This is a genomic window from Halostagnicola sp. A56 (genome assembly GCF_000691505.1).
Classification (GTDB): domain Archaea; phylum Halobacteriota; class Halobacteria; order Halobacteriales; family Natrialbaceae; genus Halostagnicola.
The window spans coordinates 201,150-215,836 of the sequence record NZ_JMIP02000020.1 but is presented as its reverse complement, the minus strand read 5'-3'; the positions used below and the strand labels follow the sequence as shown (position 1 = coordinate 215,836).

Genomic DNA, 14,687 nt, shown 5'->3' with positions numbered 1-14,687 from the left:
CTCACACCACCCAGCGACCGCTAACGGAGGGGGTCGTTGATGCGGCGCTGGTCGTTTCGTTGCGTATCCCAGCGCTGTCTCACGTGCGAGAGTTACGTCACCCCACAGCGTTAGAATTTGTTAGTTATATTTGACGGGAAGCTATTCGGTCGTTCGCCGCGTGCTCTCGAGTATGTCCCAGCCACCAGCGACCAGTCCGGTCCTCGTCGCGGTTGGTGATCCCTCGCACGTCGAGCAATTGGTTCGGACGGCTGGCGATCTGGCCAGAGTCGCGGGGCGTGTCGTCAGGATCGTTTCGGTCACCGTCAAACCGCCCAGTTCGCCGTTTTCGCTGTACACCGACGAGACGATCATCGAGGAGTATCCCGGGAACAGCCGGGAGATCCTCGAGCGGGCGCTCGAGGTCGCGCCCGACGACGTGGCGGTCGAAAGCGAGGTGGTCGTGGCCCGGTCGGTCGTCGACGGGATCACTACCGCAGTCGCGGAGTCGGAGGCGAGCGCGCTCGTGGTCGGGTGGCGAGACCGCCGCGGTCGCACGGACGCCGTGCTCGGGACGACGGTCGATCAGCTCTTAGAGCGCGTATCGTGTGATCTGTACGCCGAACGGATCGGCCACGAGGCAGACGGCGTCGACTCGATTCTCCTGCCGGTTGCTGGCGGCCCGCACGTCGAACCGGCCTGTCGAGTGGCGGCCGCCATCGCAGCGTCGAACGATGCCACCGTCTCCGTTCTCTCGGTCGCGCCGACGGACCACGGATCGGGGTCCGCTCGAGAGTACGTCACCGAGGCGGAACTCGCGCTCGAGAACGCCGGCGGGGCGACTGTTCGAATCGACTCACAGATCGAACGGGGGGCGCCAGGAACGGATCCCGCGGACGTGATCGTCGAACGCGCGGCAGGTCACGACGTCCTCGTGTTCGGTGCGACTCGGCAGGGCGCGCTCCATCGTCGTCTCGTGGGATCGATTCCGCGGGCGGTCGTCCGACGAACAGATCGGACGATCATCCTCTGTCGGGCCGGCGACGCGGTCGCGGGGCCGATCCTCCGACAACTCAGGGGACTTCTGACGCCGTCGTAACCGCGCTCGAGAGGACACTCGTACCCGCTGCTCGTCTCGTTTTCTCCCCATTCCATCGGTTTTCACACTCTCCGTCACTTCCCACACTGTCCGTCTTTCCCCACCAACTCCGTATCTCTCTCACGAGTCCTCGCGAGCCGCGAGCGTCACCTCGAGTTCGGTCCGCTCGCCGTCGCGAACGACCGTGACGTCGATCGTTTCGTCGGGCGACGTCTCGAGTGCGAGCCGTGCGGAGAGGGCGTCCTGGTTCGGGACCGCCTCGCCCGCCAGCTCGACGATGATGTCGCCGCCGACGGGAACGGTTTCGCCGTCGACGACCGTCGTTCCGTCCGCGGCCTCGAGGATGCCGTCGGCGGGAGAGTCCGGCACCGTTTCGACGACGAGGACGCCGCCCGGTTCGTCGATGTCGTTTGCCCGGGCGATTCGCGGCGACAGCGCAACGACGCTGACCCCGAGGTACGGGTGTTCGTAGGTGCCGTCCTCGATCAGCGCGGGGCCGACTCGCTCGAGGAGCGCCGCCGAAATCGCGAAGCCGATGTTCAGTCCGGGTCCGGCCCCGGCAGAGACGACGCCGACGACGTCCGCTCCCTCGAGGGTGACGAGCGGGCCGCCGCTGTTTCCCGGATTGACAGGCGCATCCGTCTGGATCGCCGCGGGGATGGTAACGCCCGTCGGACTCGGGAGCGAGCGATTGGTTCCGCTGACGATCCCGTGTGAAACCGAGGCGTCGAGACCGAGCGGATTACCGAGGGCGACTACTTGTCGTCCGATCTCGGGGATCGTGTCGGCCACCGGCAGGCTCTCGGCGTACTCAGGTAACCCCTCGGGTTCGAGCACCGCGAGGTCGCTGTAGGGGTCGGTTCCGACCACGCTCGCCGAGCGCCAGTCCTCCTCGACGAACTGCACGTCGAGTTCGTCGGCTGTGGCGACGACGTGTTCGTTCGTCACGACGTACTCGTCCTCGTAGACGAACCCGGACCCGATACCGCCCGCCTGCTCGTCTCCCGAAACCCGGACCAGCACCAACCCGTCTCTCGTCTGCTCGTAGAGCGCCGTGTACGGGCTTTCTTCGGTCGCGCCGTCGCGATCGGCTCCTTCCTCGTCCTCGCCGCTCGAAGATCCGTCGTCCTGTGCAGTGCCGCTCAGGCTGGCGACGCTTCCGGTGGCGACCGCGCTGCTGACCAGTCCCAACACCGTCCGCCGCGTCGCTCGTTGGTTCCGCATAGTCGCTCGTCCACTACGAACGGGTTAAAACGCCGTCCGGCGGAATTGACCGGTTCTACACTTGATGACTCCGTAATCCGGTCGCTCGCGTCTCGAGTCGAGTTTTCACCGCGACGCGCGTGTGAGCTTTACCCGCTTCGAGCCCGTTTTGCAGTTCGCCGATGGATCGACCCCACTCCGGCCAACTGCTTGCACGCCTCGAGCGACCGACGACGCCGACGCGACGACGCTCGCCGTTCTCTCCGACGTTCACCTCGCGACGGACGCCGCCGGCACGTGGAAGGTGTTCCACCGAACGGAGCGTCACCTCCAAGCCGCGGTTTCGGGGGTGAACGACCGGCAAATCGACGGCGTGGTCGTCGCGGGTGATCTCTCGCGCGATGGCACGCCCGAACAGTTCGACCGGTTCGACGAACTCGCCGAGTTCGACCCGCCGATGGTCGCGGTGCCCGGCAACCACGACCTGCCGACGGCGTTCGACGATCACCGATCGGCGTCGATCGCCTCCTTCGAGGAGCGATACACGCCCGGTGGACTGCCGTTTCGAACCCGGTTCGGCAGACTCGAGGTGATCGGACTCAACAGTCACGCCGCCGCCCCGGACGCCCCTGCGAAGACCTGGGACGGGCAGGTTAGCGCCGAGCAGCTGATGTGGCTCGACGAGACGCTGGCCGACAGCGACGTCGACGCGACGATCGTCACCGTCCACCACAACCTCCCGGCGACGGGCGACCTGTACGAGCGCTACCGCGCCGAGTTGCCGGTCGGCGGCACGGTTCCCGGCTTTTCGAACCCGGAACCGCTGGTCGAACTGCTCGCGTCCTACGACGCCCCGCTCGTGGTCACCGGCCACCTGCACTTCCCGGCCATCGAGCGGACCGACGGCGTGCGCGAACTCACGGTGCCCGCGGTCTCGTCGTTCCCCCATTCCATGCTGGTCCTCGAGATCGACCAACGGGGGACGGTCGTTCGCTCCGTTCCACTGACCGACGGCGACGGGATGGTCGAATCGATCGCTCACGGCTACGAAAAGGACCGCGTCCTGCTGTCTGCCGCCCAGCAGGCGACATTTCCGCTCGTCGACGAACTCGAGTCGACGCGCGACGCCGAGCGGGACTCGCAGCCGACGGATCGCGTGGACTACTCGTAGGCGGCGAAGCCGGTCACCTCCCCACCGAGCACGAGCGCGTGAATGCCGTGGATCCTCTCGTCGGTGTAGCCCGTCTCGAGCGGATCGACCCCGGCAGAGTTTCTAAGTGATCCGTTCTCGAGACTGTACCTATGCACGTCAGTCGCGCCGTCGTCGATCGGCTGGTCGAAAACGGGATCGACACCGTCTTCGGCATCCCGGGCAAGCAGACGCTCCCGCTGAACGAAGCGATCGACGAACGGGACGATATCCGGTTCGTGATGGCCAGACACGAGACCGCGGTCACCCAGCAGGCGTGGGGGTACGCCGAGGCGAGCGGCGACCCCGCCGCGACCGTCGTCGTCCCCGGCCCCGGGGACATGAACGCGATGAACGGCCTGAAAAACGCGCTCAACGACTGTACGCCCCTGCTTCATTTCGCGGTCGAGACGAGCCCCGAACTCAGGGGCGGCGATCCGATTCACGAGACGCCGCCGGACACCTACGACAACGTCGTCAAAGCGAACGTGCTGGTCGAACGGCCGGAGAGCACCGCAGTCGTCGTCGAGGAAGCCATCGCGACCGCGACGACCCCGCCCTCCGGTCCCGTCCGGGTCGGCATCCCGAAACCGTTTCTGCCGAAAGACGTCCCGGTCGCGACGCCCGGCGAGTACACTCGTACGCACCTCGAGAACGGTTCCCGATCGGATCTCGAGGCCGCAGCGACCGCGCTCGCAGCGAGCGAATCGACGGTCGTCTACGCCGGCGGCGGCGTTCGAACCGCCGACGCGAGCGACGAACTCGAGCGCGTCGCCCGCCTCCTCGACGCGCCGATCGTCACCAGCTACAAGGGGAAAGGCGTCGTCCCCGACGATTCGGCGCTCTCGGCGGGAACGCTCTCCGCGAGCGCGCCGCCGGAACTCCTCGAGTGTCTCGCGACGGCGGAGGCGGCGCTCGCGGTCGGGACGGACCTCGACGCGGTCGCGACGCGAGCGTGGCACGTCGAGTTCCCGGAGACGATCGTCCACGTCACGATCGATCCCGCCGACCTCGGGAACGGCTACGAGCCGACGGTGGGAATCGTCGCCGACGCGGCGGAGACGCTTTCGAAACTGGGTGACCTGCTCGAGGAAAGCGGCGGAGCGACGTCGGCGGGGAGACGGCGAGCGACGGCGTCGATGCCGGCGACGGGATGGCGACCGCGAGCGGCCGCGGACCCGAACGCGCGGCGGCGATCCGTGCGGCGGCCGACGACCGACTCGAGGACCTTCGCGGATCGTCGCCGCCGCTAACCTCTGTGGGCGTCCTCGAGGCCGTCAGAGCCGCCACTCCCCGAGACGCCATCGTGACCGCCGACGCGGGCGGGTTTCGCGTCTGGGGACTCACGGCGTTCGACGCCTACGGACCGCGGTCGTACGTTAACCCTGGCTCGTGGGCCTCGATGGGAACGGCCCTCCCCGCCGGGATCGGTGCCCAACTCTCGAACCCGACCGAAGCCGTCGTCGTTCTCGTCGGCGACGGCGGACTCATGATGTGTGTCCACGAGCTTCACACTGCTGTCGCCGAAGACATCCCAATTACCGTCGTCGTGGCCCGAAACGAAGATTACGCGCTCATCAGCGAGGAAGCCGGTCGAGCCTACGACCTCGAGGACGGCGCGTACGCCTGGCCTGACGCCCCGATCGACTTCGTCTCGCTCGCGGACAGTTTCGGCATGACCGGGTGGCGCGCGCGAACGCCCGACGAGATCCGGCGGGCGCTCACAGAAGCGATCGCCGCGGACGAACCGACGCTCCTCGAGGTGCCGACGGACCCGAGGGAACCGCAAGCGGGCGAGTGGATGGCAGCGGCCGACACCGATTCAGAATAGAGCTGATCGAAATTCGACGACGATCTCTAACGTGCGCGGTAGCCGTTTCCATGCGTCGACAGCAGCTACCACACGCGTCTGCGGGAGGCGTTCTTCACGCGTCTACCACGGCCGACTCACAACGAAACACCGAAAGTGTTTCAGTTGCACGTCGAACCTATGTACCGAAGATCGTACCTGCGCGGAGTCGCTGTCACCGGGGGAATCGTCAGCCTCGCGGGTTGTACGGAACTACTGGGTCCAGACCCATCGATCGAGAACGTCGATGGGGACCAGTCGATATCGGGGGCGTTCTCCGGGACGATGGATATCGAAGTCCTCGTCGAAAACGGCGGTCGCAGCGGGGACATCCAGATCACGATCACGTTCGAGGACGACGAGGGGACTGTCGTCGGTCGCGAAACCCGCGAGATAACGATGGACTCGAACGAATCCCGCCGCGTGACAGTCTCCGTCGACGTCCCCGAAGACGCCGACGTCTACACCGTCGAAGCTGATGCCGCCTGAATACGAACTATCGTCGGTACTTCTTTCCCTGTCACGAAGTCCCATTGAATAGCTCTGCTACCGTTCCGCGGCGTTCGTTTGCTGACGTACACGACAGCCTCGAGACATTTTCATCCACCATCGAATTCAGACCTACGCGGTTCAGAATTAGTTGCTCGAGGATCGAATTCGTTCCCGATCGTTCGCTCTGGCCTGGTGACTGCTGACGGGCTGTCCAGCAGTTGGGACTCTTCGAGGAACCTTGCTTCCCCATCGGTCGTCAGGACGGAGTCCACCTGCCACTGTGTTCTGGCTCGTCGTCTGCCGATCGCTCGCCGCTTGTTAGCACTTTCGTCTCCCGCGCCGGTTCGTATCGAAGCCCCGCCTCCTTCATCAGCCGTCGGCAACTCGGAATCGAATACGCGACATCGTACCGCTCCTCGAGATATCGCTGTACCAGATCGGGATGCCAGGTCGCCGCGTCGTAATCGGCCGCAGTTGGCGGGTCCTGCAGTGTGCGTTCGAACCGCTCGCGTTGCTCCTCGGTCAGCTTCCGCGGTCGACCGGACCGCCGGCCGTCGGTGACAGCCTGCGCGAGCGACTCCGACTCGAGGCGCTTGAGCCAGCTGTAGATCGTCCGCCGCTCGACGTCGTACCACTCGGCTAACTCCGTCTGTGTCACGCCGTTTTTGTACGCGATCGCCGCGAGCAACCGCATCGTCGGTTTCTTTCCCTCGACTTCCTCGAGCGCCCGCTGGAGGTCCTCGAGCGAGAGTTCGTCCAGATGATCCATTGGAACTTCCTACTCGACGTGGGAAGTAAATTCTACGGGTTGCTGGTGACTTCGGATGTACTCTTCCGTATACATCGCTATATCCACGATTTGCGTCGCTCGCCGTCGTCTTTCGATGGGGAGCGTCGACGGGCGCTTTTGGCCTTCGTCTCCTGCGCTCGCTCTTTGTAGGGCTGGCCATCCGCGAGACTGATCGGACGGCGCTTCGAAGTCTTCTGATCACCTCCCGAGAGTCAGCGTGGATATCCTCGAGGTCGTCGAGGTACTCGAGTTTGAAACGATTTGGATAACAGCGCTTTTCGCGTTCTCGCCGCCGTGTTTCGCGGAGATTTGCGCTTCGGAGTTCGCTGCGAGTCGCTCCCTTCGTTTCGCGTCAAAGTCTCAGACTGTGAGAAATTCTGATCCGTAGTCGTCTGGTGAGCAATGAGTCTCGTCTTCGAACAGGACGTGAATCCGTCTCGGGTGAGAAGCGAGTCCGACTCGAGTCCGACGAGCGCCCAACACGAGTGATCGATCGGGACGATCAGTTCACCCAGAATTTCGAGAATTGTCTGACGTATCATTTTTTGTGGCCCGAGTACCAACCGCTGTATCATGACCAGCCTGACGGAGGTCTACCGAGGAAACGAACGGGAGGTGTCGAGCCTCCGACGGCTGTACACGGGCGCGGTGCTCGTCGCTATCGGGGCGATTCTGGCGGTCGTCGCCGTCTTCGTCGCGACGACCGAACTCTTCTCGTCGTATTTTCCCCACCCGTTAGGACCGATTCGCGGAGCCGGGGTTATGGCCGGAATCGGCGTCCCGACCGCGTTCGTCGGCGTTTTCATCGTTTTGCCCGCATCGCGTCGGGTGAAGGCTGCGGCCGCGATCGGAACGAGTCTCTGCATGCTCGGGGTTGCGATGTTTTCGTACGCCTACCCCGAACACTGGCGGTTCCACGGCAAGGAACTCACACTCCACGTTTCAGTGGTGTACCTGCTCGGTCTGTTCATCACCGTGTGTTGTCTGTTCATCGCCGTCGTCAACTTCAAGACGCGGAACGATCCGGGCGGGATGCTCGAGATGAACGTCACCCGACGGGGCGAAACGAAGGTCGTCGAGGTGGACAACTCGAGCGGCGGCGCGCTCGGCGGCGTCGGCCTCTTCGGGGCCGATCCAGACGGCGATGTCGAGACGCAGACGAACGTCGACGGCGACTCGAAGATGCGCTCGACCGGCGGGAGTGGAACGAACGGCGCGCCAGCCGGATCGGGTGCGGTCCCCACCAGCGACGGCGGTTCGCAGCCCGAATCGCTCGAGTCGCCGCTCGAGACCGGCGACGGCCGGGACGCGGAACTCGTCGATGCTCCCGTCCAACCCGAGAGCCCCGTCGAACCGGCGGACCGGTACTGCGGAAACTGTCATCACTTCGAATACGTTCGGACCGACTCGGGAATGGTCCCCTACTGCGGCTACCACGACGGCGGCATGAAGGATATGGACCCCTGCGAGGAGTGGACGCCGAACCGCCACGACTCAGATAGCCAGTAATTCTCAGAACCGACCAGTCGCGGCACGTTTCGCATCCGCCGCTGACGCGTCGATCGTCTCCTCGATCGTTCGAGCGCTTTCTCGCTTGAGGTACGGCAGTCGAATCGTCTGCTCGTCGTTCTCGAGGTCGATGCGAAGCGTCGTCGTTCCCAGCAGTCGATCTACTCTGGAACCGTTCCGCTCGAGAGATTCGATCCGATCGAGATCGAGTCGCCAGTGCGGCCCGGCAGACCGTGCGCCGTAGCAGACGAGATCGTCGGTTTCGTCGAATTGGTACCTCGTCCACCAGTGCCTGAGGACATGATCGAAGACGCCGAGCCCGCCCAACAATGCGAGGGCGACCGCGAGCCACTCGAGAACGACGAGGTCAGCGCCCAGCAGGAGAACGAAGCAAACCCAACCGCCGAACAGCCCCACGAGCGTGCCCGCCAGCGACCGGACGCCGTTCGTTACCCCGCCGAGAAGAACGCCGAATCTGTGCGGTCGAATCGAGTCTGTGGGACGCGATCGCTCAAGCGGACGCGGGTCCCACTCGAGACCGGTTCCGGTCTCGGCGACCCCGAGCCAGCCGCCAATTTTCTCGTCGAACGACAGCATCGTCTCGTAGAACGTCCAGACGAGGTCGAATGCAAACTTCATGACCAGTAGCGGGATGAGAAAAAGGAGTGTCGTTACTTCCCCAGTGACGGTGGGTGCGACGAGCATGATGATCACGCCGAAAATCCACAGCGGCCAGAGCGCCTCCTGAAGGACTTGCTGTGCGTTTAGCTCACGATACCGCCGACCGCCGATGTAGGTCGACACCGCCTTCCAGCTGTTACCGACGAAGAGACTGATTCCGACGGCAAGCACGGAATAGAAAGTCCCGGATCCGGGTTGGACTACTTCCTGAAACCCAGGCATCTGTCCGATAGCCAGCAGACCGATCGCAATCCACGCGCCGCCAAAGCCAACCCCTGCAAAAGCGACTATCGGAAGGTTGTGAAGGTACCACACGAGATCCGTTCGCGGGATCGAAACGCCGCCGCGTCGGTATCGGAACGCACCGAACAGGAACATTTCCGGCGAATAGTCGGCGGGTCGCTCGGCGAACCCGGCTTTGAGAGTCGCCCAGAACAGCCCGATTCCGATCTCGAGCCAGTAGACGGATACCAGCGTCGTGACGTCCCAGTTCCAGAGCAAAACGCCGAGGAACGAAAGCGCGTTCGAGAGGACGGCCCACCAGAGCAACGCCTGCCTCCCGAACATCGTGCCCCGCGAAAGCTGCATCGAGTCAATCCCTTCGTTCGTGTCATCAAGCTGTTTCGATATGGGTCTTCGGTCGAGGCGAACAACCACGCCGCTCAATCAGTGATTCGACGACTGGAATGGCGAGATAGCGGCGTTCCGCGCGCTATCCGAGAACGGTACCGATCGCCTGTCCGCCCAACTCGAGACTGAGCTGTGGAATCCGGTAGATGATGATCGCGGCGACGACCAGTTCCGCGGCGGTGACGATGACGGTCACCAGATCGGCCATCCTGCTCTTGACGGCGACGCCGACCGGGAGTCCGAACTCCTCGGACCAGAGGGGATAGAACAGCGCGATACCGCGCTTGCTCCCGGCGACGTCGAGCACGTAGTGGGTGAGAATCCCGATCCAGACGTACTGGAGGTTCTCGAAGAAATACGGGAAGGCCACGAACGCGACCAGAATCGGCAGGTTGTGCAGCGTCTTTCGGTGCTTTCCGAAGGCGGTGTCGACATCGGGAAAGAGCGCCCCGAGGGTGACGGGAACGCCGATCATCAGAATCGTCGCGAACGTCTCTTCGGTCCCCGACGGCTCGAGCAGGTAGCCCAGCCCGATGCTCAACAGGGCGGCGTTGAGAACGTGTCCCTTCTTGTTCATCTACCGGAGGCTGGGAACCGACGGACGGAATAGCTTTCTGTCGAGACGCGCCACCGACCAGCCCCGTACGAGCAACTCTCAGTGGATTCGGTCGATTGCGCCGATCAGGTCCTCGAGCGCCTGTTCGACCGTTTTCGCTCGAATGACCGCCCGATCGCCGTCGAACTCGTAGCGAGAGACGGTCGCCCTCGAGGTGTTAGATCCCCACGGGCCGGCGTAGGAGACGCGACGTAGACGGTCCCGACGGGGTCGGCGTCGGTTCCGCCGGTGGGGCCGGCGACCCCCGTCACCGAGAGCCCCCACGTCACGTCGGTCACGTCTCGAACGCCACGGGCCATCTCGAGTGCGACGGGGTCGGAGACCGCGCCGTGTTCGTCGAGCGCCTCGCGGCTCACTCCGAGGTGGCGACGCTTGGCGTCGTACGCGTAGGTCGTCAGCCCGGCTTCGAAGTAATCGCTCGCGCCCGGAATCGCCGTTATCGTCGCGCCGATCAGCCCGCCGGTGCAGGATTCGGCCACGGCGAGGGTCTCCTCGGCGTCTCTGAGCGCGTCGCCGACGCGCATCGGCAGGTCACGGTCGATGTCGTCGTTCATACTCGAGTGGTCGAGAGCCGGCAGTTTGAATGAACCGGTGGGACGAGTTCGCCGTCGAGTTCGGCGGTGTACCCTTCCCTCGCGCGTGTCGAAAGATCCACGACCCGTCGGCGTTCACACGAACGCATGGACTACGAGACGCCGCTTTTCTTTCGCGTAATGCAGTACGCGGCCGAGGCCGACGGCGACGTCATCGACATGGTCAGCGGTAACCCGGACTGGGAGCCACCCGAGGCGCTCCGGGAGGGGCTCTCCGACTACGCCGACGCTGACCCTGAGCAGTTTCAATATCCGCCCAGCGACGGGCTCCGCGAGTTACGCGAGGAAATCGCCGCGCGCCGGAACGTGGACATCTCGCAGGTCGTCGTCACCAACGGAGCCGGCGAGGCGAATTACCTCGCGATGGCCCGCGCCTTAGAGCGCGATAGCGGCTCCGAAATCATCCTGACCGATCCGGTCTACCCGTACTATCCGGGAAAGACGACCATGCTTGAGGGGACCCAGACGTACGTCGAAACCGACGATACGGGACGGCTCGATCCAGCCGACGTTCGATCAGCGGCGAGCGCCGAGACCGCCGCCATCGTGGTCAACTCGCCGAACAACCCGACCGGCGCGGTCTATCCCGAGGAGACGGTTCGCGAACTGGTCTCGATCGCCGAGGACAACGACGCGGTACTCGTGAGCGACGAAGTCTACGATCACTTCGACCTCTCGGGGACCTTCGCCAGCGCGCTCTCGGTCGACTCCGACCGTCGGATTGTGACGAACTCGTTTTCGAAATCGATGGCGATCACGGGGTTTCGTGTCGGCTACGCCGTCTTCCCCAAAAATCTGGTCGAGAGCGCGAGAAGTCGCCACATGCTGGTCAACGTCGCCGGCAGTCGGCCCGCCCAGTACGCCATCTTGTACGCCCTGCGAGAAACGAGCCCCGACTACTACCAGGCCAATCGAGACCGGTTACGCGAACGCGTCGAGACGTTTACCGACGCCCTCGAGCGAGCGGGTGCGGCGTACACGAAACCCAGCGGTTCGTTCTACGTGCTGGTTCGCTTCGACGATTTCCCCGGCACGCTCGAGAACGTCGAACGGCTGATCGACGAGGCGGGCGTCGCCGGCATGCCGGGGAACGCCTTCGGCAGCGCACGCGAGGAGTGGCTTCGCTTCGCGCTCGTGACGCCGCGCGTCGAGGACGCGGCCCAGCGATTGGTCGAGTACTTCGAATAAACGAGCGTATTTTCGCCTCGTCGCCGCCGACGTGTACTACCGAAGCGACCCCGACCAGTCACACTGCGAACACGCGAACAGGCCGGCGCCGTTGACCGTCTCGGTGCCGCACTCGGGGCAGGCAGTCGATCCGGCCGGACCCGCTCGTCCGGCGCTCGAGTGCAGGGTGCGGAGAGACCGCGCGGCAAACCGAGTCGGGAGTGCGGTCTCGAGAGCGCGTTCGGACTCTGAGCCAGCGTACGGAAACGGGCCCGTGTCTCGAGCGGCGCGGTCGGGTCCGGAGGCGCGTTCGGATTCGGCGGAGCGTTTGGGGTCGGTCGTTGTGGGGATGGGTGGAGTCGTCATTGGACGATCGGTTCGCGTCATCGGACCACGATCTCGTATATAACCGTGTTCCCTAGTCGAACAAGTCTGTTTACTGGTGTTAATACACCTAATACAGCTCCGCGATGGGATGTCAACGAGGGTATGCTCGCGCGAAACGGCGGTTTGGAGACAATTCGATTCGTCCCCGCCGTCTCTCGCAGCCGCGGTGAACGGTTCGATGAAAACGGACCGACGGGTACTCGTGTCTGGACGGGATACCCGCAGGTATGAGCGGACTCGACGTCGACCCGGTCGAGGAGACGAACGAGGACGACGACCACACGATCGAGGTGACGCCGACCGATTCCGTCGCGGAGGGCGACCAGCGCCGGACGGTCGACGTCGAACCGAGCGACGAACCCATCGACGGACCGGAGTACGTCCTCTACGGGGGGAAAGGCGGCGTCGGAAAGACCACGATGGCGGCGTCGACGGCCCTAGACAGCGCGCGGCGCGGCGTTCGCACGCTCGTCGTGTCGACCGATCCCGCCCACTCGCTCTCGGACACCTACGAGACGGATATTCCCGCGGAACCGGCCCGGATCCGCGACGACGTGCCGCTGTACGCCGCCGAGATCGATCCCGAAGCGGCGCTCGAGGACGCCGATACGATCTTCTCGCAGGGAGACGGCGGTGGTGAATCCGCAGCAGACCCCACCGGTACGACCGCCGACTCGAGTGGATCCGACGACCCATTCGGCGGTCCCGACGGTCCCATGGGCGGTATGGGCGAACTGCTCGGCGGCGACTCCCCGATGGACGCCATGCTCGGCGGCGACATGCCCGGCTCCGACGAGGCGGCGGCCGTCCAACTCCTGCTTGAGTACATGGACGACGACCGATTTGATCGGGTCGTCGTGGACACGGCACCGACAGGCCACACCCTCAAGCTCCTGCGATTGCCGGAGCTGATGGACTCGATGATGGGCAAAGTGATGAAGCTCCGCCAGCGGATCGGCGGGATGCTCGAGGGCGTCAAGGGGATGTTCGGCGGCGCGGACGGTTCCGAGGAGCCCGGCATGGAGGACCTCGAGGAGCTCCGCGAACGGATCGAACGCCTCCGAGACGCGCTCAGTGATCCCCAGCGAACCGACTTCCGAATCGTGATGGTCCCCGAGGAAATGAGCGTCCTCGAGTCCAAACGGCTCCGCGCGCAACTGCGGGAGTTCGATATTCCGGTCGGCACGCTCGTCGTCAACCGCGTGATGGAACCGCTCTCGAACGTTACCGACGACGTCGATGGCGACTTCCTCGAGCCGAACCTCGACGACTGCGAGTTCTGTCAGCGCCGCTGGGATGTCCAGCAGAAGGCGCTGACGGAGGCCCAGGAACTCTTTCGCGGCACCGACGTTCGTCGGGTCCCGCTGTTTGCAGACGAAGTCCGCGGCGAGAACATGCTCGAGGTCGTCGCCGCCTGTCTACGCTGATTTCGAAGAGAACGCTGCGGGCGGACCGACGAGCGCCGATTCTCGAACGAACCGCGACCGGTATCGTCGCACTTCTCAGACGAACTTCTGGAGGAGCCCGTAGGCCGCATCGCGAATCCGATCCGGCAGGAATCGTGCGTAGGAGCCGTACTGGGCCATCGGCCCCACGGGGTATCGGGCGGGCGGCTCTCGAGCGGTTCCCGCCTCGACGATCGCCTCGGAAACGTCCGTCGGCTTCAGCGCGAGCGGTCCGCCGCCGCCGATGAGCTGTGCGTCGTCGTAGATCTCGTAGAGCGTCTCGTAGGCCGGCGTCCGGTTCTCGGGCAGTTCGTCGTCGGTCCGTTCGACGAACTCCGTCTCGACGGTGCCGGGTTCGATCAGGACGACCTCGATGCCGAACTCCTCGACTTCAGCCCGGAGGGAATCGCTCATCGCTTCGAGTGCGTGTTTCGAGCCCGAGTACGGCCCGGTACCGGCAAACGAGAGGCGGCCGAGGATGCTCGAGACGTTGATGATTCGGCCCTCGCCCTGGGCTCGCATGTGAGGCAGCGCAGCGCGGGCGAGCCGATGCGGGCCGTAGACGTTGACGTCGAACTGCCGGTGGAGGTCGAGCGTGGAGACGTCCTCGATCGGCCCCATCTGGGCGTAGCCCGCGTTGTTCACGAGACAGTCGATCGCGCCGCCGATTTCGACGGTCTCCTCGACGACTCGAGCGACCTGGTCGGGCTCGGTCACGTCGAGCTCGAGCGTCGTACAGCCCGCCTCGGCGAGATCCGCGATGTCGTCGGTGTTTCGCGCCGTGGCCACGACCTGCCAGTCCTCCTCGAGGAACGCCTTCGCGGTCGCTCGCCCGATGCCCGACGAACAGCCGGTGATGAGGACGCACTTCTTCCGCGTGTAGCGGTCGTCGGCGCTGTCGGTCGTCGTGCGCTCTCGGTCCTCGCTCGAGGCGGTCGGTTCGTCACTCGCGGTGTCAGTTCCGCGCTCGTCGCCTGCTCCGGAGGGGTCCTGCCCCCCGTCGTCCGTTCCCTCGGCTTCCTCAGCAATGGCCATACAGGTTGGGTTCGTGAGACATA

At 64.7% G+C, this 14,687-nt stretch carries 12 protein-coding genes and 3 pseudogenes; 7 read left to right on the top strand and 8 right to left on the bottom strand.

Annotation, left to right across the window (positions count from 1 at the left end; all coding sequences use genetic code 11):
* Positions 1-172: 172 nt before the first annotated feature.
* Positions 173-1,078, top strand: coding sequence for a universal stress protein (locus EL22_RS12170; RefSeq protein ID WP_050051751.1), 906 nt, complete (start codon positions 173-175; stop codon positions 1,076-1,078).
* A gap of 120 nt (positions 1,079-1,198) precedes the next feature.
* On the opposite strand, the gene EL22_RS12165 is transcribed toward EL22_RS12170, so the two are convergent.
* Positions 1,199-2,302 carry a S1C family serine protease gene (locus tag EL22_RS12165; RefSeq protein ID WP_050051750.1) on the bottom strand — a complete coding sequence of 368 codons (1,104 nt, stop codon included), beginning with the start codon at positions 2,300-2,302 and terminating at the stop codon, positions 1,199-1,201.
* Positions 2,303-2,423: 121 nt separating this feature from the next.
* On the opposite strand from EL22_RS12165, the gene EL22_RS12160 reads away from it, so the two are divergent.
* Complete coding sequence (locus tag EL22_RS12160; protein ID WP_231587948.1) at positions 2,424-3,452, top strand: metallophosphoesterase; 1,029 nt, start codon at positions 2,424-2,426, stop codon at positions 3,450-3,452.
* On the opposite strand, the gene EL22_RS17265 is transcribed toward EL22_RS12160, so the two are convergent.
* Positions 3,443-3,589, bottom strand: a complete 147-nt coding sequence (locus EL22_RS17265; protein ID WP_156184124.1) for a hypothetical protein — start codon at positions 3,587-3,589, stop codon at positions 3,443-3,445. The genes EL22_RS12160 and EL22_RS17265 overlap by 10 nt on opposite strands.
* Between EL22_RS17265 and EL22_RS12155 the strand changes: the two are divergent.
* Positions 3,584-5,301 (top strand): annotated as a pseudogene (locus EL22_RS12155) (thiamine pyrophosphate-binding protein). The gene EL22_RS17265 and the pseudogene EL22_RS12155 sit on opposite strands and share 6 nt — an antisense overlap.
* A gap of 159 nt (positions 5,302-5,460) precedes the next feature.
* Entirely contained in the window at positions 5,461-5,808 is a 348-nt protein-coding gene (locus EL22_RS12150) for a hypothetical protein (RefSeq protein WP_050051749.1), read from the top strand.
* 292 nt (positions 5,809-6,100) lie between these two features.
* Here the strand turns inward: EL22_RS12150 and EL22_RS12145 are convergent.
* A pseudogene (locus tag EL22_RS12145) lies at positions 6,101-6,580 on the bottom strand (helix-turn-helix domain-containing protein); the annotation flags it as partial.
* A gap of 594 nt (positions 6,581-7,174) precedes the next feature.
* On the opposite strand from EL22_RS12145, the gene EL22_RS12140 reads away from it, so the two are divergent.
* Entirely contained in the window at positions 7,175-8,110 is a 936-nt protein-coding gene (locus EL22_RS12140; RefSeq protein ID WP_050051747.1) for a hypothetical protein, read from the top strand.
* A gap of 3 nt (positions 8,111-8,113) precedes the next feature.
* On the opposite strand, the gene EL22_RS12135 is transcribed toward EL22_RS12140, so the two are convergent.
* From EL22_RS12135 to EL22_RS12125, 3 genes and pseudogenes are all read right to left on the bottom strand, one after another.
* Positions 8,114-9,379 (bottom strand): DUF6498-containing protein, encoded by a 1,266-nt coding sequence (locus tag EL22_RS12135; RefSeq protein WP_050051746.1) that lies wholly within the window; start codon positions 9,377-9,379, stop codon positions 8,114-8,116.
* A gap of 124 nt (positions 9,380-9,503) precedes the next feature.
* Complete coding sequence (locus tag EL22_RS12130) at positions 9,504-9,998, bottom strand: metal-dependent hydrolase (protein ID WP_050051745.1); 495 nt, start codon at positions 9,996-9,998, stop codon at positions 9,504-9,506.
* A gap of 78 nt (positions 9,999-10,076) precedes the next feature.
* Positions 10,077-10,591: pseudogene (locus EL22_RS12125) on the bottom strand (CinA family protein).
* Between the two features lie 126 nt (positions 10,592-10,717).
* Between EL22_RS12125 and EL22_RS12120 the strand changes: the two are divergent.
* Positions 10,718-11,818: a pyridoxal phosphate-dependent aminotransferase gene (locus EL22_RS12120; protein ID WP_050051744.1), complete on the top strand. Its 1,101-nt coding sequence runs from the start codon at positions 10,718-10,720 to the stop codon at positions 11,816-11,818.
* A gap of 36 nt (positions 11,819-11,854) precedes the next feature.
* On the opposite strand, the gene EL22_RS12115 is transcribed toward EL22_RS12120, so the two are convergent.
* Positions 11,855-12,163, bottom strand: a complete 309-nt coding sequence (locus EL22_RS12115) for a hypothetical protein (RefSeq protein ID WP_156184123.1) — start codon at positions 12,161-12,163, stop codon at positions 11,855-11,857.
* A gap of 248 nt (positions 12,164-12,411) precedes the next feature.
* Here EL22_RS12115 and EL22_RS12110 point away from each other — a divergent pair, with 248 nt between their 5' ends.
* Positions 12,412-13,611: a TRC40/GET3/ArsA family transport-energizing ATPase gene (locus EL22_RS12110; protein WP_050051742.1), complete on the top strand. Its 1,200-nt coding sequence runs from the start codon at positions 12,412-12,414 to the stop codon at positions 13,609-13,611.
* 75 nt (positions 13,612-13,686) lie between these two features.
* Here EL22_RS12110 and EL22_RS12105 read toward each other — a convergent pair whose 3' ends face one another.
* Positions 13,687-14,664: an SDR family oxidoreductase gene (locus tag EL22_RS12105; protein ID WP_050051741.1), complete on the bottom strand. Its 978-nt coding sequence runs from the start codon at positions 14,662-14,664 to the stop codon at positions 13,687-13,689.
* Positions 14,665-14,687: the final 23 nt, after the last annotated feature.

Excerpts from the sequence above, each read along its gene's own strand:
- EL22_RS12170 (WP_050051751.1), top strand. The coding sequence starts at position 173 with ATGTCCCAGCCACCAGCGACCAGTCCGGTCCTCGTCGCGGTTGGTGAT.
- EL22_RS12165 (WP_050051750.1), bottom strand. The coding sequence starts at position 2,302 with ATGCGGAACCAACGAGCGACGCGGCGGACGGTGTTGGGACTGGTCAGC.
- EL22_RS12150 (WP_050051749.1), top strand. The coding sequence starts at position 5,461 with ATGTACCGAAGATCGTACCTGCGCGGAGTCGCTGTCACCGGGGGAATC.
- EL22_RS12140 (WP_050051747.1), top strand. The coding sequence starts at position 7,175 with ATGACCAGCCTGACGGAGGTCTACCGAGGAAACGAACGGGAGGTGTCG.
- EL22_RS12135 (WP_050051746.1), bottom strand. The coding sequence starts at position 9,379 with ATGCAGCTTTCGCGGGGCACGATGTTCGGGAGGCAGGCGTTGCTCTGG.
- EL22_RS12130 (WP_050051745.1), bottom strand. The coding sequence starts at position 9,998 with ATGAACAAGAAGGGACACGTTCTCAACGCCGCCCTGTTGAGCATCGGG.
- EL22_RS12120 (WP_050051744.1), top strand. The coding sequence starts at position 10,718 with ATGGACTACGAGACGCCGCTTTTCTTTCGCGTAATGCAGTACGCGGCC.
- EL22_RS12115 (WP_156184123.1), bottom strand. The coding sequence starts at position 12,163 with ATGACGACTCCACCCATCCCCACAACGACCGACCCCAAACGCTCCGCC.
- EL22_RS12110 (WP_050051742.1), top strand. The coding sequence starts at position 12,412 with ATGAGCGGACTCGACGTCGACCCGGTCGAGGAGACGAACGAGGACGAC.
- EL22_RS12105 (WP_050051741.1), bottom strand. The coding sequence starts at position 14,664 with ATGGCCATTGCTGAGGAAGCCGAGGGAACGGACGACGGGGGGCAGGAC.